This window comes from Oceanisphaera psychrotolerans, from assembly GCF_001870485.1.
Taxonomy (GTDB): Bacteria; Pseudomonadota; Gammaproteobacteria; order Enterobacterales; family Aeromonadaceae; genus Oceanimonas; species Oceanimonas psychrotolerans.
Map to the genome: position 1 here is coordinate 166,236 of NZ_MDKE01000033.1, position 19,020 is coordinate 185,255.

Annotated in this window: 22 protein-coding genes, 1 tRNA gene and 2 pseudogenes; 11 read left to right on the forward strand and 14 right to left on the reverse strand. The window is 60.0% G+C overall.

Annotation, left to right across the window (positions count from 1 at the left end):
* Positions 1 to 12 precede the first annotated feature (12 nt).
* From BFR47_RS12350 to BFR47_RS12395, 10 genes and pseudogenes are all read right to left on the reverse strand, one after another.
* A complete protein-coding gene (locus BFR47_RS12350) occupies positions 13 to 1,116 on the reverse strand; it encodes a flagellar basal body P-ring protein FlgI (RefSeq protein ID WP_071473345.1) in 1,104 nt (367 codons plus the stop codon).
* 135 nt (positions 1,117 to 1,251) lie between these two features.
* A pseudogene (gene flgH / locus BFR47_RS12355) lies at positions 1,252 to 1,928 on the reverse strand (flagellar basal body L-ring protein FlgH).
* Positions 1,929 to 1,965: 37 nt separating this feature from the next.
* Positions 1,966 to 2,754: a flagellar basal-body rod protein FlgG gene (gene flgG / locus BFR47_RS12360; RefSeq protein ID WP_071473346.1), complete on the reverse strand. Its 789-nt coding sequence runs from the start codon at positions 2,752 to 2,754 to the stop codon at positions 1,966 to 1,968.
* Positions 2,755 to 2,765: 11 nt separating this feature from the next.
* On the reverse strand, positions 2,766 to 3,512 hold the full coding sequence (gene flgF / locus BFR47_RS12365; RefSeq protein ID WP_071473347.1) for a flagellar basal-body rod protein FlgF: 747 nt from the start codon (positions 3,510 to 3,512) through the stop codon (positions 2,766 to 2,768).
* A 253-nt stretch (positions 3,513 to 3,765) separates the two neighbouring features.
* The gene (gene flgE / locus BFR47_RS12370) at positions 3,766 to 5,082 is read right to left on the reverse strand and encodes a flagellar hook protein FlgE (RefSeq protein ID WP_071473348.1); all 1,317 of its coding nucleotides are present in this window, start codon (positions 5,080 to 5,082) and stop codon (positions 3,766 to 3,768) included.
* A 9-nt stretch (positions 5,083 to 5,091) separates the two neighbouring features.
* Positions 5,092 to 5,787 carry a flagellar hook assembly protein FlgD gene (locus BFR47_RS12375; RefSeq protein ID WP_071473349.1) on the reverse strand — a complete coding sequence of 232 codons (696 nt, stop codon included), beginning with the start codon at positions 5,785 to 5,787 and terminating at the stop codon, positions 5,092 to 5,094.
* Between the two features lie 6 nt (positions 5,788 to 5,793).
* Positions 5,794 to 6,213 carry a flagellar basal body rod protein FlgC gene (flgC, locus tag BFR47_RS12380; RefSeq protein WP_071473350.1) on the reverse strand — a complete coding sequence of 140 codons (420 nt, stop codon included), beginning with the start codon at positions 6,211 to 6,213 and terminating at the stop codon, positions 5,794 to 5,796.
* Complete coding sequence (flgB, locus tag BFR47_RS12385; protein ID WP_071473351.1) at positions 6,210 to 6,611, reverse strand: flagellar basal body rod protein FlgB; 402 nt, start codon at positions 6,609 to 6,611, stop codon at positions 6,210 to 6,212. The genes flgC and flgB overlap by 4 nt, the downstream gene beginning before the upstream one ends.
* A gap of 92 nt (positions 6,612 to 6,703) precedes the next feature.
* Positions 6,704 to 7,525: a CheR family methyltransferase gene (locus BFR47_RS12390; RefSeq protein WP_071473352.1), complete on the reverse strand. Its 822-nt coding sequence runs from the start codon at positions 7,523 to 7,525 to the stop codon at positions 6,704 to 6,706.
* Positions 7,526 to 7,543: 18 nt separating this feature from the next.
* Positions 7,544 to 8,458 (reverse strand): chemotaxis protein CheV, encoded by a 915-nt coding sequence (locus BFR47_RS12395; RefSeq protein ID WP_071473353.1) that lies wholly within the window; start codon positions 8,456 to 8,458, stop codon positions 7,544 to 7,546.
* A gap of 125 nt (positions 8,459 to 8,583) precedes the next feature.
* Here BFR47_RS12395 and flgA point away from each other — a divergent pair, with 125 nt between their 5' ends.
* The 3 genes from flgA to BFR47_RS12405 all read left to right on the forward strand — a co-directional run bounded on the left by flgA (position 8,584) and on the right by BFR47_RS12405 (position 10,124).
* Complete coding sequence (flgA, locus tag BFR47_RS12400; RefSeq protein ID WP_083399119.1) at positions 8,584 to 9,321, forward strand: flagellar basal body P-ring formation chaperone FlgA; 738 nt, start codon at positions 8,584 to 8,586, stop codon at positions 9,319 to 9,321.
* A gap of 235 nt (positions 9,322 to 9,556) precedes the next feature.
* Positions 9,557 to 9,709 carry a flagellar biosynthesis anti-sigma factor FlgM gene (locus tag BFR47_RS18740; protein ID WP_245748916.1) on the forward strand — a complete coding sequence of 51 codons (153 nt, stop codon included), beginning with the start codon at positions 9,557 to 9,559 and terminating at the stop codon, positions 9,707 to 9,709.
* A 1-nt stretch (position 9,710) separates the two neighbouring features.
* Complete coding sequence (locus BFR47_RS12405; protein WP_071473354.1) at positions 9,711 to 10,124, forward strand: flagella synthesis protein FlgN; 414 nt, start codon at positions 9,711 to 9,713, stop codon at positions 10,122 to 10,124.
* On the opposite strand, the gene BFR47_RS12410 is transcribed toward BFR47_RS12405, so the two are convergent.
* On the reverse strand, positions 10,114 to 10,509 hold the full coding sequence (locus BFR47_RS12410) for an LPP20 family lipoprotein (RefSeq protein WP_071473355.1): 396 nt from the start codon (positions 10,507 to 10,509) through the stop codon (positions 10,114 to 10,116). The genes BFR47_RS12405 and BFR47_RS12410 overlap by 11 nt on opposite strands.
* Entirely contained in the window at positions 10,499 to 11,239 is a 741-nt protein-coding gene (locus tag BFR47_RS12415) for a FlgO family outer membrane protein (protein ID WP_071473356.1), read from the reverse strand. Before BFR47_RS12415 ends, BFR47_RS12410 begins: the two co-directional genes overlap by 11 nt.
* Positions 11,240 to 11,480: 241 nt before the next feature.
* Between BFR47_RS12415 and BFR47_RS12420 the strand changes: the two genes are divergently transcribed.
* The 3 genes from BFR47_RS12420 (at position 11,481) to BFR47_RS12430 (ending at position 13,679) form a co-directional block, all read left to right on the forward strand.
* Complete coding sequence (locus tag BFR47_RS12420) at positions 11,481 to 12,620, forward strand: flagellar assembly protein T N-terminal domain-containing protein (protein WP_245748917.1); 1,140 nt, start codon at positions 11,481 to 11,483, stop codon at positions 12,618 to 12,620.
* Positions 12,621 to 12,697: 77 nt separating this feature from the next.
* Positions 12,698 to 12,773 (forward strand) — tRNA-Arg (locus BFR47_RS12425).
* Positions 12,774 to 12,848: 75 nt separating this feature from the next.
* On the forward strand, positions 12,849 to 13,679 hold the full coding sequence (locus tag BFR47_RS12430; RefSeq protein WP_071473357.1) for an SDR family oxidoreductase: 831 nt from the start codon (positions 12,849 to 12,851) through the stop codon (positions 13,677 to 13,679).
* A gap of 4 nt (positions 13,680 to 13,683) precedes the next feature.
* On the opposite strand, the gene BFR47_RS12435 is transcribed toward BFR47_RS12430, so the two are convergent.
* On the reverse strand, positions 13,684 to 14,019 hold the full coding sequence (locus tag BFR47_RS12435) for a DUF1904 family protein (protein WP_071473358.1): 336 nt from the start codon (positions 14,017 to 14,019) through the stop codon (positions 13,684 to 13,686).
* 76 nt (positions 14,020 to 14,095) lie between these two features.
* Between BFR47_RS12435 and BFR47_RS12440 the strand changes: the two genes are divergently transcribed.
* The 5 genes and pseudogenes from BFR47_RS12440 (at position 14,096) to BFR47_RS12460 (ending at position 18,517) form a co-directional block, all read left to right on the forward strand.
* A complete protein-coding gene (locus BFR47_RS12440) occupies positions 14,096 to 14,953 on the forward strand; it encodes a TraB/GumN family protein (protein ID WP_071473359.1) in 858 nt (285 codons plus the stop codon).
* Between the two features lie 69 nt (positions 14,954 to 15,022).
* Positions 15,023 to 15,163: a DUF3149 domain-containing protein gene (locus tag BFR47_RS12445; protein WP_071473360.1), complete on the forward strand. Its 141-nt coding sequence runs from the start codon at positions 15,023 to 15,025 to the stop codon at positions 15,161 to 15,163.
* Between the two features lie 221 nt (positions 15,164 to 15,384).
* The gene (locus tag BFR47_RS12450) at positions 15,385 to 16,875 is read left to right on the forward strand and encodes a carboxypeptidase M32 (RefSeq protein WP_071473361.1); all 1,491 of its coding nucleotides are present in this window, start codon (positions 15,385 to 15,387) and stop codon (positions 16,873 to 16,875) included.
* A gap of 46 nt (positions 16,876 to 16,921) precedes the next feature.
* Positions 16,922 to 17,299, forward strand: a complete 378-nt coding sequence (locus BFR47_RS12455; protein WP_071473362.1) for a thiol-disulfide oxidoreductase DCC family protein — start codon at positions 16,922 to 16,924, stop codon at positions 17,297 to 17,299.
* 118 nt (positions 17,300 to 17,417) lie between these two features.
* A pseudogene (locus tag BFR47_RS12460) lies at positions 17,418 to 18,517 on the forward strand (beta-ketoacyl-ACP synthase 3).
* Here BFR47_RS12460 and BFR47_RS12465 read toward each other — a convergent pair.
* A complete protein-coding gene (locus tag BFR47_RS12465; protein ID WP_071473363.1) occupies positions 18,501 to 18,977 on the reverse strand; it encodes a VC2046/SO_2500 family protein in 477 nt (158 codons plus the stop codon). The pseudogene BFR47_RS12460 and the gene BFR47_RS12465 overlap by 17 nt on opposite strands.
* Positions 18,978 to 19,020: the final 43 nt, after the last annotated feature.

Consider the following 19,020-nt stretch of genomic DNA (forward strand, 5'->3'; position numbering starts at 1 on the left):
TCCTCACGCTCGTTAAATAATCACCAGTTCGCCCTGAATGGCGCCGGCCTGACGCAGGGCCTCGAGAATGGCCACCAGATCGCCGGGGGCCACGCCCACCTGATTAACCGCACGCACCAGCTCGTCCAGGGTGGTGCCGGTGTCCAGCTTGAACATGCGGCCGTCCTGCTGCTCTACGTTGATGTTGCTGTTGGGCACCACCACGGTTTCGCCCCCGGCCAGGGCATTGGGCTGGGATACCTGCATGTTTTCCGAGATGGTAATGGTCAGGCCACCGTGGGTAATGGCGGCCGGTTTCAATTGTACCTGCTGACCGATGACCACGGTGCCGGTGCGCGAATTGACGATGATCTTGGCGGCTTCGTCGGCCACATCCAGGGTCAGGTTTTCCAGAGTCGACAGGTAACTCACCCGCTGGCCCGGATCGCGCGGCGCATACACCTGCACCGAGGTGGCATCCAGCGCCTGGGCATTATTGGGCCCCACCAGATCGTTGATGGCCTCGGCCATGCGTTTGGCGGTGGTAAAGTCGGGCCGGTGCAGATTGAAGGTAATGGTATCGCCACGGCCGAATGAACTGGCGACCTCACGTTCCACCATGGCGCCAGCGGGGATGCGGCCCACGGTGGGGGTATTGATCATGATCGACGAACCATCTGCGCCTTCTGCCCCCAGGCCGCCCACCACCAGACTGCCCTGAGCCAGGGCATAGACCCGGCCGTCCACCCCCTTGAGAAAGGTTTGCAGCAGGGTGCCGCCGCGCAGGCTCTTGGCCTCGCCGATGGCGGACACGGTGATGTCGATGGTCTGCCCCGGCTTGGCAAAGGGCGGCAGCTCCGCATGCACCGCCACCGGGGCCACGTCGTTCATCTTGGGTCGCAGATCGTCGGGTACGGTAATGCCGAAGTTGTTGAGCATGGTGCGAAAGGTCTGGGCGGCAAAGGCGTTGTTACGCTCGCCGGTGCCGGGCAGGCCCACCACTAGGCCATAGCCCACCAACTGGTTGGCGCGCACCCCGGCCACCGAACTGATGTCCTTGATGCGGGCGGCCTGGGCCGGCAGCAGTAACGCCGGCACTAACAGGGTGCTCAAAAAAAAGACCGTGAGCCGTTTCATGTGTTTCTCCTTTGGTCGAATGAAGGCGACCCTGCCGTATTGGTCATTCCCGCGTCGTATTGGTCATTCCCGCGCAGGCGGGAATCCGGTCAACACCGGTCGAATGCCTCACTCCACTCCACTCTCGCTTGATGATTAAAACGGCAGCCAGGGGCTGTTGAAGAACTTGGCCAGCCAGCCGCGGGTCTGGGTGTTGGCGAAGTCGCCGGTACCGCCGTAATAGATGCGGGCGTTGGCGACCCGGGTAGACTCAATCCGGTTGTCGGAACCGATATCCTGGGGCCGGATCATGCCGCTGATGCGCACGTATTCTTCGCCGGTGTTGAGCATGATCCACTTTTCACCCTGTACCATCAGGTTGCCGTTGGCCAGCACCTGCGCCACGCTCACGGTGATACTGCCCTGCAGGCTGTTGCTCTGGTTGGTGTTGGCATCGCCGTCGAACTCGTTGCCGCTCGACATGGAGGCCTGCAACGGGTAGCCCCCGATGTTGACCGGCGAGCCACCCAGGCTGAGCGGATCGATATTGACGCTGGAGTCCTTGCTCTGCTGGGTGGTGGCGCTCTTCTGGGCTCGGGTCGACTCGGACAGGTCGACGGTAATGATGTCGCCAACCGGTGCGCCTTGATGTCGGAATAGAGGTTGTTGGCGTAGTTGTCCTTGAAGATGGCGCCGTTCGGTTCCAATTGCTGCTCGCTCAGGCTGGGGATCACCGGCGCAAAGGCCGGATCATCCGGCTTGGGGGTATGGGGGGTGCTGGTGCAGCCCGCCAGTAGTCCCACCGCCAGCACCAGCTGGCCGAAGGTCGCCATTATGCTACGCATCACACTATTCCTGTTCGTTCGCCGGTTACAGTTGCTGATTGACGTAGGCCATCATTTCGTCGACCGACGAGATCACCTTGGAGTTCATCTCGTACACCCGCTGAGCCTGGATCAGGTTGACCAGCTCTTCGGTGACGTTGACGTTGGAGGTTTCCAGCATGCCCTGCTTGATGGTGCCATAACCGTCGGCCCCGGCAATGCCCTGCAGTGCCGCGCCGCTGGACTGGGTTTCCAGGTAGAGGTTTTCTCCCTTGGGCTGCAGCCCGGTCGGGTTGGCAAAGTCGGTGATGATGATCTGGCCGATCACCTGGGACTCGGCCTGACCGGCCAGTTGCACCGACACCTCGCCGTTGGTGGCCACGCTGATGCTCTGGGCATTGTCGGGGACCTGCATTTCCGGCTGCAGCGGATAACCATTGCCGGGACTGACAATAACTCCCTCTTCGTTCAGCACAAACTGACCGTTGCGGGTATAGCCGGTAGTGCCATCCGGCAGCAGCACCTCGAAGAAACCGCGGCCGTCGATCATCACGTCCAGGGCGTTGTCGGTGGTCTGCACGCTGCCCTGGGTAAAGGTTTTCTGGGTGGCGACCACCTTGCTGCCCGCCCCCAGCATCAGGCCGGAGGGCAGATTGGTGTCGGCGCTGGCACGGCCGCCAGGCTGATGGATGTTCTGGTAGAGCAGGTCTTCGAAAATGGCCCGGCCCTTCTTGAAACCGACGGTGCTGGCGTTGGCCAGGTTGTTGGAGGTGACCGAAATATTGGTCTGCTGGGCATCGAGGCCGGTTTTGCTAATCCACAGTGCTGGGTTCATCGCAATCTCCTTTAACCGATACGCAGCAGTTGCGCATGGGCTTTGTCGTTCTCTTCGGCGTGATTCATCATCTTCAACTGGGTTTCGAAACGGCGCTGCAGGTCGATCAGGTGGGTCATTTCGGCCACCGGATTGACGTTGCTGCCTTCCAGCGCACCGGCAATCAGCTGCACCTGAGCCGAGGGCGGCTCGGCCTGGCCGTCTTTACGACGAAAGAGGCCGTCCAGCCCCTTGTCGAGGTCGCCGTTATCGGGCAGCACCGTCTTGATGCGTTGCAGCTCGGCACCGCCGTTGGCCGGCTCGCCTTCCAGCCGCGCAAAGATGGTGCCGTCTTTGTTGATTTCCATTTTTTCCAGCGGCAGCGGCAGAAAAATAGGCCCACCGTTGTCGTCTAGCACGTTGAGACCGTTGCCGGTTTGCAACAGGCCCTCGGGAGACACCTGCAGGCTGCCGGAACGGGTGTAGGCCTCGGAGCCGTCTTTGGACTCCACCGCCAGCCAGCCGTCACCGGCCACGGCAACGTCAAGTTCCCGACCCGTGGTTTGCAGGGGGCCGGCGGCAAAACTTTGCCCCGGCCGCTCGGTCATGGCAAATACCCGGCTGGGCAGCCCCTCGCCAAAGGCCTGCATGGCCCGGGCCTGCTCCATGTCCGCCTTGAAGCCGGTGGTGTTGGCATTGGCCAGATTATTGGCGCGCAAGGCCACGCTGTTCATGTTTTCTTTGGCGCCGGACATGGCGATATAAAGCAAATGATCCATTTCAGCTCCGTCGACTGTGCTGTCGCATAAGTACTGATTGATGCTGATGGTCAGCGGTGGTACGAACGATATTGCAAAACCAATACAAAACTAATGCAAAATTAGTGCCATCAAAATACCGTGAGGGGTCAGGTGGGAAGCATGAGAGGAAGCAGACAACAGATTAACAAACGGCGCCGAATATTCAGCGCCGTTTGTTGGCATGAGAGCCGGGTTTACCGGTTATCGGTGGGCGACGCTCTCACCATTTGAGTTAGCGGATTTGCAGCACGGTTTGCATCAGGGTGCTGTTCACTTCCAGTGCCCGGGAATTGGCCTGGAAGTTGCGCTGGGCGGTGATCAAATCCACCAGCTCGGTGGTCAGGTTGGTGTTGGATTGCTCCAGCTTGGAGGCATCGATTTTACCCAGGGTACCGGTATTGGGCTGGCCGACCAAGGCCTCACCCGACAGCAGCGATTCGCGCCACTCGGTATCGCCGGTCTGGGTCAACCCCTGATCGTTGGGAAAACTGGCCATGGCTACGATGCCCAGCTTTTCGATGATACCGTTGCTGTAGGTCGCGGCCACGGTGCCATCGGTCCCGATATTTATATTGGTCAGCTTGCCCACGGTGGCGCCATCCTGGGTCAGCCGGCTCACTTCGAAGGAAGACGCAAACTGGGTAATGCTGTCGAAGCCGATATCGATGATCTGTGCCGTATTGGAACCATTACCGAAATTCAGGGCATCGGTGTCGATACGAGCCGGCGTTGGGGCCGATATCTTGCCATTCACGTCAAAGGTCAGATCCAGTGTACGCCGAGTCGTCGAGGTCAGATCGGCCGGATCCGTTAACACAGGGTCACCGGTCGCTGGATCGGTAACGACCCCCAGTGCATCTTTTCCATCCACATAGGCGAACATTTTCCATTCGTTATCGGCGCCGGTCGCATCTTTGACGAAATACTGGGTCAGAGTATGGGGCTCACCCAGTGAGTCGAAAATGGTCACCGAGGTGGATGAGGTGTAGGTACTGGCAACCGTCGGATCAAAATCGGCAGGATCCAGCCCGGTCGCATTGGCCGGCAGGTTCATGCTGCCGTCAACGGTTTCGGTTTGGGTCGGAGTACCGGCCTTGGCGGGTATCTGCAACGGTTTGGTGGCATTCAGGGACAGTGAGGTCGGGGCACCGTTTTCATTGACCGCGAAGGTCTGCAGGTAACTCCCCTGGGAGTTCACCACAAAGCCATTGGAGTCCAGGCTGAAGGCGCCGGCCCGGGTAAAGGTTCGGTCTGTCGAGCCGTTCTCACTGGACATCACGAAAAAGCCATTGCCGTTGATCGCCATGTCCAGCGCATTATCGGTGGACAGCAGCGACCCCTGATGGAACTGCTGAGCCACCGCCGCCGTCTGCACGCCGCCCCCCACCTGTGTCCTGGCATTGGAAAACAGCGAATTGGAATAAATATCGGCAAACTCGGCCCTGGACTCCTTGAAACCGACCGTATTGACGTTGGCAATGTTGTTGGCGGTGACGTCCAGATCTTTCTGGGACGCGTTGACACCACTGAGTGCGATATTGAAAGACATCTTTGCTCCTTAATTCGTGTTACGACCACCAATCTCGAGTACCTGACTCAGCGCCACGCCCCCCAGACCAGACAGGTTGACCAGGGTCGGTGTGTCGACGCTGCTCAGGGTGACGCTGTCTACCCGGGCAAACATCAGGGCATTGATATCTTCCCGCTGGTTGTCTACCAGCGCACTGACCTTGAATTGATAGGTGCCTGTTGCCGCCGGCTCGCCATTGTCCTTGAGACCATCCCAGCTGAAGGGCACGTTGCCGCGCTTGGAGCCTTCCAAGGTGATTTCACGGATCAGCTGACCCGTGCCGTCCTCCACCCGCACCTTGACGTTGTCCGCTCCCTCCCCGGCCACGATCACCCCATCAACCGCGTCGGACTGGTCCCAGTATGCCTCATTGCTGGGCAGCAGTACCTTCTGCCCGACCAGCGTCGAGGCCTGCAACGCCTGATTGGAGGTCATGACTTCATTCAGGCTTGCCAGCTGAGCCGACATGCTGTTGATCCCTTCGGAGGTGGAAAAAGACGTCATCTGCGACACCATTTCCGAGTTATCGGCCGGCTCGAACGGATCCTGGTATGCCAGTTGCTGGGTCAGCAGGGAAAAGAAGTCTTCCTGGGTCAGGGCGGTAGAATTACTTTCCGCCGTCTGGCTGGTACTGGTCTGACTGGCGCCGATGAGACCGTTAAAATAATCGCTATTAACCTGCATGGCTTATTACCCCTTGCCCAGCCGCAGAGTCTGCTGCAGCATCTGCTTGGCGGCGTCGGCCACCTGTACGTTGGTCTGGTAGTTGCGCGAGGCGCTGAGCATGTCGGTCATCTCTTCCACCACGTTGACATTGGGCTTGTAGATAAAGCCGTCCTGATCCGCCATGGGGTGATCGGGCCGAAATTCCTTTTGCAGCGGCGTGTCGGTTTCGACGATGCCCGTCACCTTGACGCCGACGCTTTGCTGACGGTCGGACAACGCCTGATCCAGATCGGCGGCAAACACCGCCTTGCGGGCGCGATAGGTTTCGTTGAGGCTGGAGCTGACGCTGTCGACGTTGGCCAGGTTGCTGGCGGTGGTATTGAGCCGCACCGACTGGGCGCTCATGGCACTGCCGGAAATATCAAATACCTTGAACAGGCTCACATTGATTCTCCTTTGATTGCCTTCAGCAGGCCGTTGATCTTGCCGTTGAGAAATTCCAGCGAGGCCTGATACTGCAGGGCGTTTTCCATGTAACTGTTGCGCTCGGTCTGCACGTCCACGGTGTTACCGTCACCGGTATCCGGTTGGCTGGGGACGCGAAACTGCACCACCCCCGGCGACGGCAGCTCTACGGCAAAGTGTTGCTGGTTGGTACGGCTCAGGGAAGCATGCTGGTTATTCTGTGCCTGGCTCAACGCCGACTGAAAGTCCATGTCGCGGGCTTTATAACCGGGGGTGTCGGCATTGGCCAGATTACCGGCCAGCAGCTCGGCCCGCTCGGAGCGGGCCACCAGGGCGTGTTGATGAATACCGAAGGCTTTGTCGAATGAAATCGTCACCGCGCTCCTCCTGCTTTATGTTGACGCCATCTCATGGCAGACATTGCGGCCACTATTTTATGCGAAAATAAAAGCAAGTATTGTGCCAGACGTTATTTCAAGCGGTAGATAATGCCCGGGTTGCAGCGGATCATCTCGAACTTGTCGGACAAACCGGTGAGGGACTCAGAGGCCCCCAGCAACAGGTAACCGCCTGGATTCAGGGCCGCGGCAAACTGCTTCAGGATCCTGGATTTATTCTCGGGCGAGAAGTAAATCAACACATTGCGGCAGAAGATCAGATCGAACTTGCCCAGCAGGCTGTAGCTGTCCAGCAGGTTGAAGGCACGAAAACTGACCATGTTCCTGATCCGGGGCTGCAATTGCATCTTGCCGTCTGCCAGCGGGGTAAAAAACTGCTTCCGCCGTTCGGGAGACAGGCCCCGCGCCAGCGACAGGCTGTCGTAAATGCCGCTTTTACACTGTTCCAGCATGCCGGTGGAAATGTCGGTGGCAACAATTTGCAGCCCCGGCAAACTCCCCGGCCGCCGGGCCTGATATTCCTGGGCCGTGATGGCGATGGAGTAGGGCTCCTGGCCGGAAGAACTGGCGGCGGACCAGATTTTCAGGCTCTTGCCCGGCTTCGCCAGCTCCGGAAATAGTTTGTCTGCCAGCAGGGTAAAAGGATAACCATCGCGAAACCACAGGGTTTCGTTGGTGGTCATGGCGTCGATCACCGCGGTTTTAAGCTCGCGCTCCCGCACCGACATGGCCCTGTCGATCAGCTCACCGAGCGACGCTATCTGAAAGCGGGCCAGCAGCGGAGACAACCGACTTTTAACCAGATACTGCTTGCCGTCACTCAGTACTATGCCGGTACTGGTTTCAAGAAACTGGCAAAATATCCGGTACTGCTCATCGGTAAAATTCTTCATGCGTATTCTTTACACCCTTTAAAGTGCACTTTTCACCGCCGATGCCAACTCGTCCGGGTTGAATTTGGCGATGAAGTTATTTGCCCCGACCTTTTCCACCAGCGCCTTGTTGAACACGCCGCTCAATGAGGTGTGCAGGATCACATGCAGATCTTTAAGGCCGGAGTCGTTGCGAATTTCCGCCGTCAATGTATAGCCGTCCATCTCCGGCATTTCCACATCGGAAATCACCATCGACAGCTGCTGTTCGATGGGGCCGGCGGCGGCCATCTCCCGGAGTTTGTTCAGCGCCAGCTTGCCGTTTTCTGCCACGATGCATTCCAGGCCCAGGGTTTCCATCGCCTTCTGGATCTGACGGCGAGCCACGGAGGAGTCATCGGCAATCAGTATCGGTTTCTGGGTCTGCGACTTCAAATGAGCAACCTGCTCGACGATGTCTGCGTTCACCCTGGTACTGACCGGTGAAATTTCATCGAGAATCTTTTCCACATCCAAGATCTCCACCAATTCGCCGTCAATCTCGGTTACCGCCGTCATGTAGTTGAAACGACCCGCGCCGCGGGGTGGTGGCAGTATCGATTCCCAGTTGACGTTGATGATGCGCTCTACCGAATTCACCAGAAAGCCCTGCACCGAACGATTGTATTCGGAAATAATGGCGAAGCTGTTCTCGGTCTGCGCGATGGGGCGACCGCCCATGGCCTTGCTGAGGTCGATAATGGAGATGGTTTGTCCACGGATATTCGCTACCCCGGTAATCATCGCGTTACGTTGCGGCAACGCCGTCAGTCTGGGACACTGCAACACTTCCTTGACCTTGAACACGTTAATGCCAAATCTTTGACGCCCGTTCAGCTTGAACAACAGCAGCTCCAGCCGGTTCTGACCGACGAGTTGCGTCCTTTGGTTTACCGAGTCGAGTATCCCCGCCATTACCGTTTCTCCATTAATATCATGGCATGCTTTATGCTTTCATTTATTCGGCGCTAGCTTAGCACCCGCCAGAGGAAGGCGCCAACTGCGGCCAGCTTACGTGCTTTATCGGCCATGAGGTAGTAATGCTTAAGATAATTTCCCCACACATTTCATCCGGGTTAGGCCGACATTCGCTGGCCAGCGCCGGCTATTTGCTCTGGCTGCTGGTCGCGACGCTGCTGCCGACTCTGGCGCTGGGCGCGGTGCATGACGACATCCGCCGCTATGCCGAGGACCATGTGCGGGATCTGGTTGCCCTGCAGCCAGGTGACCGCCTGGAGGTGAATGCCGTCAGCATCGATACCCGACTGCAGCTGACCGAATGCCTGGGCAAACTGACCGCCGATATTCGTGGTGACGGCGAGGTGCGGCGTAATACCCATGTTTACCTGCAGTGCCACGAACAGCCCGGCTGGGAGCTGTTTGTGCCGGTGCGGATAAAAGTGCTGAAACCGGTGGTGACCGCCGCCGATCCCGTCGCGCGCAATACCCTGTTGCAGGCCCGGCACCTGACGGTAGATTATCAGGACGAGGTGTTGCTGCGCGGTGATGTGTTCAGCGACCCGGGTGAGCTGATCGGTACCCGCAACAAGCGGGATCTGCGCCCGGGCCAGCCCATTCGCAGCAGCCAGTTGTGCGTGGTGTGCAAGGGAGACAAGGTGGCCATTGTGGCGCAATCGGGCGGCCTGATGCTCAAGACCGAAGGGCTGGCTCAGGAAGACGGCGCCTTCAACGACAGCATTCGGGTGCGTAATATCAACTCCGGGCGTGAAATTACCGCACGGGTGACGGCCGCCGGTCAGGTGCAGGTCAGGCTGTAAATTCTGCTAAAGTTATGGCCAGCAAGGCCGATACTCCCTTTACGCAGCAGCAACATCAGGATTTGAGCATCATGGCGATCGATAAACTCCCCCCCGGTCTCGGCAACAGCTCGCCGTTGACCGGCAGCAACAAATACAAGTCACCGGCCAGTACCGATGCCACTGCCGGCAGCCATTCGACGCCGGTCGGTCAGGATGCGGTGATCCTGACCCCTCAGCCAGGCGCCTCAGCCAGGTGCAGCAGTCGCTCGCCACCGCCCCTGCGCCGGACAACAGTGCACGGCTGGACGCGCTCAAGCAAGCCATCAACGACGGCAGCTATCGGGTGGACAGCGAGCGACTGGCGGCCAGTATCTCCCGCTTTGAACAGGATTTAGAGAGTATCTGACATGTCCCTTGATGTGCTGCTGAACCATCAAAAATCACAACTCGAGCTGCTGCTGGATATTACCGGCCAGGAGCTCGACCTGATTGTCAGACGCCAGGCGCTGGAACTGCCCCCGCTGACCGAGCGCAAACAGACGCTGTTGCGCGAGATCCAGGCTACCGATGCCGAGCTGGCCGGCCATCCCGAACGGGAACGGCTGAAGGGCGATTACCGCGAACAGGTTGCGGCGCTACGCCACCTGTTGCAGCAATGCCAGGAGCAGAATCAGGTGACCGAACAACTGCTGGAACAATCTCTCAACGGCATTCGCCAGCTGAGCAATATTCTGAGCCGGCTGCACGAGCGCCAGAGCATGACCTACGACCAGAAGGGCCACACCAGAGGCATCAACAAAGGCGTGGGCTTCAAGGTCTGAGCCCGCCCCGCAGCTTGTTGTAGGTATCCAGGTTCAGCTCCAGTTCGGTGACGTACATGTCGCCATCCGGGTAACTGTTGACGACCCGGGCCCCCCTTACCACCCCCCGACTGCTGTTACTGACGGTGCCATCCTGCAGCACATGGCTGTTCATGGTGCTGGAGCTCGAGGTCATCACCCCTCCCAGCTGCTCGGTCAGTTCACGATAGGCATCCATCTTCGAGGCCCGCATGGCATGCAGCAGTTTCTGCTGATAATCGGCGGGGCGCTGCAGGCTGATGGGGGCGTAACCCACCGCATAAAGGTGATTTTTGGCCGAACCGGACTGGCCGGCGCTGCAGCCAGCCAACGCCAGCAACAGCCAGGCCCAGAGATTATTTCGCATAGCGGCTCCTTTGTTCCGGGGTCATGATGACCTGAGGGCCCTGCGCCTTGAGCATCCCCGCCACCAGATATTCGGGAATGAACTGCTGGGCGCTGGCCACCAGACTGTTGTCCCCCATCGATACCAGCCGCGCATTGACCAGGCGCCCGCCCGTGGTTTCACTGACGGTGCCATGCAACAGATAACGGGCGCCGAGGCGTGAGCTCAACTGGCGGTAGTCCCGGCTGGTGCTGATATCCCCCTGGGGGGTAATGCGAATAAAAGGCAGTGTCTTGAAATCGACCACCCGCAGGCCGTACTGATTGAGCTGAAACATCATGCTTTCCGACAGCAGGCGGCCGAAGTCATCCTGGGTATGATAGTCCTGCTGATCGACAAAGCCGCTGACGGCAATGCCGGACTGACTGTCCAGCTGATGGGCGCTGGACACCAGCCGGTAAGCCAGCGCCGACATATGCTGCTGCAACTGGGTCTGCCCTCCCACCATCGAAGGCCCGGCGGCAGGCAGATAGGCGCTGCGGGTGCCGGCGCTCATGCGCATGGGCACGCCGTCCTGGCTGTGCCGGGGTGATGCCTGCGGCTGTGGCGAGGCTCCCGGCGGCTCGCGATTGATATAGTGGGACGCGTGATCATGGGGCAGGTAATGATGCCGATCATCAAACTGCGACTCCCTCGTTCCCGAACAAGCCGTCAGGCCCAGCACGGCAACAAGGAAAAAGGCTCTATTCATGCACCGACTCCCACCAAATCAAATGAAATACAAACAGTTATCGGCCACGGGCCGAAAAACTTTACCCTGTCGACGGCAAAACGACGATGAACCGTGCCGGGAAAGACGGCACGGCATTTTCGGCGTTGTCCGCCTGGTCACGACGTTATTACCATACCAGGCAAGGTTTTTGCATAAATCCTGCCAATAATTGGCCGCGGCTATCATTTTATCTGGCCGCCGTGTTCACACAGGATGCCCCGTGTCGATAAAAGCCCTTCTACCTTCATTATTTCTGCTGCTGCCACTGGCGGCCCAGGCCGACTGGTATCAGGCCGAAGGCTCGGCCCCCCTCGGCCTGGGCGCGGAAACCGCCCGCCAGCAGGCGCTGGAGCAGGCACTGACCGATGCCCTGTTGCAGGCCGGCGCCTCCCTGACCACGGTGCAATCGGTGACCGATGGCACCCTGTCCGGCCAGCGGCTGGATATTGCCGCCCAGGGTGAACTGATGGACTACGTTATTCTCGACGAACGCCGTTCGCAGGGCCGCCTGTGGCTGACCCTGAGAGCAGATATCTGGCCCAATGAGCGGGTGCAGCCCCAGTGTACCGGCCGCTATCGTCCCGGCCTGACCCTGAGCGCCTTTCCGCTGTTGCGGCCCGAACAGGGCAGCATCGGCCAGATTTTTGAACTGGGCACGGCGGTCACCGCCCGATTGGCTCAGCACCTGGCGACCAGCGTCAATTTGATGACACAGCTGCCTCATCAGCTGACCACGGATTCTCGTTTGCCTCGCAGCCCCGGCCTGCGCCAGGGCAGCGATGTGCTGGCTCAGCAGCAGCAATCCCGACTGCTGTTAAGCGGGGTGATCGACGATATCAGCATGGCCGAGGGCAACTGGATGGAATGGCGCTTCTCCGAACTGCCCCGCCAGTTTGGCCTGTCGGTGACCCTGGAAGACAGCCTGACCGGTGAACGCCTGCTGCAACAGCACTATCAGGCCACCTCGCCCTGGTCGTTCGACAAGCACGCCAAGGTGCGGGTGCATGAACAGGGCTTCTGGCAATCGGCTTACGGCCAGTCGGCCGATCAACTGCTGAAACGCGTCGCCCGTGATGTGATCAACGCCCAGTCGTGCATGAAGGCCATCGGCCATATCCTGCAGCAATCCGAAGAAGGCATCCTGATGGATCTGGGCCGCCAGGCCGGCATTCAGCCCGGCGATCGTTTTACCCTTATTCACCGCCGCCAGCTGCAGCCCGGCTACTACAGCGAGACCTCTTCCCAGGCCCAGTTTGTGGTCCAGCAGAGCCACACCGATTACAGCCTGCTGACCCCCGCCGATGCGGTTGCCCGCCAGATCAGGATCAGCCCGGGCGACATGCTGACCAGCGTCAAATAATGTGACTGCCGGTTTTATACGCACTTGTTTCGGAGCGGGTTCTCATTCGGGCGCGAGTTATATATACTCACGCCCGTGCTCCCATAGCTCAACAGGATAGAGCAGCCGCCTCCTAAGCGGCCGATCCAGGTTCGAGTCCTGGTGGGGGCGCCATTCCAAGTATTTCCCCTTCTTGCAGCATTCGGCGACAACAGGCAGAGTAACCATTTCGTTACTCGGGTGTCATTCATGTCCAAAAACGTTCTGATCACCGGCTGTTCTTCCGGCATTGGCCATACCGCGGCCCACTTTCTCCAGCAGCAAGGCTTCCGGGTTATCGCGTCGGCCCGACAAGTCGACGATGTGGCCGCACTGACACAACAGGGACTGGACGCGGTGCAGCTGGATCTCGCCGATGAAGCCAGTATCGAGGCGGCGGTGGAGCAGACGCTGGCGCTGACCGGCGGCACTCTCTATGGCCTGTTCAACAACGGCGCCTACGGCCAGCCCGGAGCGCTGGAAGATCTGCCGACCACTGCCCTGCGCGAGCAGTTCAACACCAACCTGTTCGGCACCCATCACCTTACCCGGTTGATTCTGCCCGTCATGCTGAAGGCCGGCGAAGGTCGCATCATTCAGAACAGCTCGGTACTGGGGCTGGTGGCCATGCCATTCCGGGGCGCCTATAACGCCTCCAAGTTTGCGCTGGAAGGCTATACCGACACCCTGCGCCTGGAGCTTGCCGGCAGCGGGGTGCATGTCAGCCTGCTGGAGCCCGGCCCCATCGAGACCCGTTTCCGGGCCAACGCCGAAACGGCTTTTTTACGCCATATCGATGCCGAACACAGCCGTCACCGGCAAGGCTACCGGCAAACCCTTGCCAGGCTGCAACGGCCGGGGCCCAGCTCCCGCTACAGCCTGGAGCCACAGGCCTGCATGGCGCCGCTGCTGCATGCCCTTGACAGCCGACGGCCCAGAATCCGCTATCCGGTGACCCGGCCTACCGTGATGATGGGCTGGCTGCGCCGCCTGCTCAGTGCCCGGGCCCTGGACCGGCTGTTACTCAAGGCCGGAGGCTGAGCCTTCAGCCGAAGTGGCTGCCGTTTTCATAGTACTGACGACCATTCAGCCAGGTGAACATCACACAGATATCCTGCGCGGCGCCCACCTGCGCCCGCAGTGCCATCGTTATCTGCTCTGCCACCTTGTCCTGTATCTCCAACGGACGCTCAAGCCAGAGTACCTCTACAATAGGGTAACCGCCGACGACCTGCCCCTGATGCACAAACTCGGAGGGAATGAATTCCAGGGTAAATTGATCCGCCGGACTGGCGACCAGTGGGGACAGGGTGGCGACCAGCGGTTTACTGATCTGTTTGACCGTTTCCCGGGGCAGGCCGCGAAAGCGTAAATGGGGCATGATGAGTTCCTTTCTTCAGGATAAATGGCAATTCCGGCATCATAGTCAAAGCCGGGCAACAAAACAGTGGGGGCTTATGAAAATATTACCTTTTTTAGTCTTGTGGCTCTGGTGCAGTCACAGCCTGGCGGCACCCGCGCTATGGTCGGCAACCAAGGCGGGGCAACAGCTGTGGCTGTTTGGCTCCATTCATCTTGCCGACCAGCGCCTGAGCTCTCTGCCACCGGCGCTGCTGCATTCCCTGCAACAAAGCGAACAACTGTTTCTGGAAGTCGATCCGGGCACCATTTCGCCGGCCACCCTGGCCCCTTTTCTGAGTATGCCACCCGGTGACAGCTGGCATTCCCGGCTGGGTGCCCCTCTGGCCGATGAACTCGAGCAGGCCATCGACGACATGGCCCTATCGCCACTGAAACCGCTGCCGCCCTGGTTTGCCGTCCTGCAGCTGACCCAGGCCCGGGCCCAACGCCTCGGCTTTGCCAGTGCCCGGGGCGTCGATATGCAGATGATGGAGCTGGCCAGGCAACAGCATATTCCGGTACTGGGGCTGGAGTCGCCCGGCCTGGTGTTCGGCCTGCTGGCCTCCCTGCCCGAACGGCAACTGGAAGCAGACTTTGTGCGCCATACTCTGGATGAGCTCGACGACCTGCAACAGCATCTCGATCAATTGCTGGCCACCTGGCAGGCCGGTGACGAGCAGGCCTTGCTGAGCCTGTTGCGCACCGAGCAATCCCCACCCCTGAACCGCTTTATCGAACAGGACCTGCTGCTGTCCCGCAACCGGTTGTGGCTGGAGCATTTGAAAAACCAGGCTCCGCAAAAAGCCTTGCTGGTGGTGGGCGCCCTGCACCTGTACGGCGAGCATGGCCTGATCCGGTTGCTGGAGCGAGACGGTTATACCCTCAATAAAATTGAGGATACGCCGCTTTATTGATCGGGATCAGCATGGCCACGGGCCGTCTCGCTAAGATGCCTCCATAACGCATACGAAAGGAGACAACCTATGACATTCTGGCTTGATTTGATGTTCGGGAGCGCTGTCGGCTTGATGTCCATGCTGGTGATTATTGCCACGACCCTGCTGCTCAGTTTTTATGCCGGCTACTTTATTTACAAAGTCAGCAAAGCCGGTCCCGACGAGTAACCGAACGACACCGGCTCCTTCTTCGGCGTCCCTCCTCAATAACGACAGGCCCTCACCTCCTCCCTCGGGTCTGTCGTTTCCTCTTGCTGTTCAACTTGCTTATACTGCGGCTATTCAGACCCCTGCGCTGTCGGATCTGCAGTTTGCCATGGCCGTGCTTTTCGGTTGACCCATACCGGCCGCTGGCCGCCCCGTCGCGCCATTCATTCAAGGAAGCGTCCATGTCTTATACCGCCCTGAGTCAGCACTTCGAACAACTGCATCATCTGCAACACCTTGGCGCCATCTGTGGCTGGGATCAGGCCACCATGATGCCGGCCGGCGGCAACGAAGCCCGAGCCGAAGCCCTGAGCACCCTGGCGGTGCTGTGCCACCAGCAACTGCAGGACCCGCGGTTGTCCGACTGGTTTGACGCCGCCGGGCAGGAATCGCTGGATCGGGAACACAGCGTCAGCCTGGCCGAAATGCGCCGCCAGTGGCGTGATGCCACCCTGCTGCCGGCCGATCTGGTACGCGCCATGTCGCTGGCCGGTTCGCGCTGCGAACACGCCTGGCGCAGCCTGCGTCCGGCCAACGACTGGGCGGGTTATCTGCCGCTGTTTGAAGAGGTACTCAACCTGTCTCGTCAGGCCGCCTCGGCCCGTGCCGAGGCGCTGGGCCTGTCCCGTTACGACAGCCTGCTGGAACAATATGAGCCGGGCATGCGCAGCGCCCGGCTCGATACCCTGTTTGACGATCTGAAAAGCTGGCTACCGGGGCTGATCACCCGGGTACAGGACAAACAGCGTGACGAGCCGTTGCTGCTCCCTCAGGGGCCCTTCGCCACCGAGCAGCAACGGGCACTGGGACTGGAGGTGATGGCGCTGCTCGGATTTGACTTCGAACATGGCCGGCTCGATGTCAGTGCCCACCCCTTCTGCGGCGGCGTCAGCGAAGACGTGCGGCTCACTACCCGCTATAACGAGCAGGATGTGGCCCAGGCGCTGATGGGCATCATTCACGAAACCGGCCATGCCCGCTATGAGCAGGGCCTGCCCGGCCGCTGGCGCCGGCTGCCGGCCGGCCAGGCCAGATCCATGGGCGTACATGAATCCCAGAGCCTGTTTTTCGAGATGCAGCTGGCCCGCCATCCCGCCTTCATCGCCCGGCTCGCACCCTTGCTGGAGCGCCACTTCGGAGCCCAGCCGGCCTTTTCACCGGATAACCTGGCCAGATTTTATACCCGGGTCACTCCCGGTCTGATCCGGGTAGACGCGGACGAAGTAACCTATCCGGCCCATATCATGTTGCGCTATGAAATCGAACGGGACCTGATTGAGGGCAAGATGGAAGCCCGGGATCTGCCCGAGCGCTGGGATCAGCTGATGCAGCGTTATCTGGGGCTGAGCACCAAAGGTAATTACAAGGACGGCTGCCTGCAGGACATCCATTGGACCGATGGCAGCTTCGGCTATTTCCCCAGCTATACCCTGGGCGCCATCTATGCCGCCCAGCAGGCGGCGGCCATGCAGCAACAGCAGGGACCACTGGAGCAGTTGATTGGCACTCAACTGCCGACCGTGTTCGAATGGCTGCAGCAGCATATCTGGCAGCATGGCAGCCTGCTGGAAACCGACCACCTCATCCGCCAGGCCTGTGGCCAGCCCCTGGATGCCGCCGTGTTCAGGCAGCACCTGCAACAACGGTATCTGGCTGATGCCGTCTATGCTTAACATCAGATCCCAGGGACGGGATCACCATGTCAGGGAGGGCCTGGTGATGCACAGGAAAAAAGACCACCACAAGCTGGTGGTGTTTTACGATGGCAGCTGCGAGGGCTGCATCAAGGACAGGGCCCGCTATGAACGCTGGGCCGGAGACGACGGTGACGATATTTACTGGTTTGACATCACCGGCCGGGAAGATGTGCTGCTGAGTCTGGGTATCAATCCCTACAAGGCATTGCGCGAGCTGCACATACAAACCGCAGACGGAGAGGTGTTATCCGAGCTGGACGCCTATATTCTGCTGATGCAACGCATCCCCCGACTCAAGCCGCTGGCCTGGCTGATTGGACTGCCGCTGATCAGACCCAGCCTGTCCTGGCTTTATCGCACCTGGGTGCAACAGCGGCTGCAGCGGCAAGGACGGGGGTAAATCCGCGCTCGCCGACGGTAGCGACTCCTCGCCTCGAGCCAAGCTGCCTGGGCATGACACCTCAAAATGGCCAAGGCATAATCGGCCTTGTTTCCCTTAATCGAAAGCAGGGCCTGTTATGCGTTATGCCAATATTACCGGCTGGGGAAAGTGCCTGCCCCCCGCCGCCCTGAGTAACGACGATCTCGGCACCTTTCTCGATACTTCCGATGACTGGATTTACAGCCGCACCGGCATTCGCTCGCGCCGCATTTCCCATGTAAGTACTTCGGCCCTGGCCACGGTGGCGGCTCGCCATGCCCTGGCTGCCGCCGGCATGACAGCCGACCGGCTGGACTGCATCATCATGGCCACCGCCAGCCCGGACAGCCTGGTCCCCAGTGCCGCCTCGGCGGTGCAGCAGTCACTGGCGGCAGGACGAGCCGCGGTATTCGATATCAACGCCGCCTGCACCGGCTTCATTTACGGCCTGAGCGTGGCCAGCGCCCTGATCAAGGCCGGCAGCATGCAGCGGGTGCTGGTGGTTGGCGCCGAGCGACTGACCCACTACCTGGACTGGACCCAGCGGGATACCGCCGTGCTATTCGGTGACGGCGCCGGTGCGTGGTGCTGGAAGCCAGCGACCAGCCACTGGGACTGATTGCCGACAAGCTCGGTTGCGATGCCGAGGCCAGGCACATTCTCGCGGTCCCCGACTCGGGGACCGACCGTGGCCGTTTCGAGCATATCGACGGCCTGTTCGAGATGAATTTCGAAGGCAAGGAGATCTTCAAGCGTGCGGTCAGGGGCATGGGCGATGCCGCCGTCGATGTGCTAAAGCAGGCTGGCGTCGGCGGGCAGGATATCGACTTGCTGTTGCCCCATCAGGCCAATATTCGCATCATCGAAACCCTGGCCAAACAGATGGCGCTGCCACCGGAAAAGGTGATGGTCAATATAGAGCAATACGGCAACACCTCTGCTGCCACCGTGCCCATCGCCCTGTGCGATGCGCTGGAACAGGGCCGGATCAAACCGGGCGCCCTGCTGCTGACCGCGGCCTTCGGCGCCGGGCTGACCTGGGGAGCCGGCGTGATCCGCTGGGGCGATCGCGTGACCCCGCTGAACAAATCCGACGCCATGCTGGCACCCTGCGAGCACAGTGCCCTGGAGTTACTGGCACCGGCCATTGCCGGCTGCCGGCAGGCACATGAAAGCCGGGTCAGGCCATCGCCTTGACCGCATTCAACACCTCCAGCATGCGCGCGGGCTGTACCGGCAGCCCGGTATTCAGCTCGCCGGACAACCGCGCCAGGGTGCGTGGATTCAGGTTGCCACTGACTTCGGGCGGCAGCAGTTCGTTGCTTGCCCGCAACGGCTCGGCCCGCATCGACAGCAACAAGCGCAGACTGTCCTGCTGCAAGCCACCGGCCAGCGCCGACAACTGCGGCGCCCTGATACCGTCCTGTTCATTCGCATAGAGCGGGTTTTGCTCCGGCAGCCCGAAATATGCTCGCCAGTCCGGCTGTCCCTGCTCACTTTTCGGCTCCTCGATACGCGGCAGATCCCGGGCATCTTCGGAAATCAGCGCCAGCAGCAAACCAAAATCGCTACGACGGCCATCAATGACCGCCTGATTGAGGTGGTCTCCGAGTTGGCTGTCGTTGACGAGCAGGTTGGCATTAAGTTCTGGCAGCATAAAAAGTGCAAATATTAGGCATTTGAATGGTTATCGGCAGCAA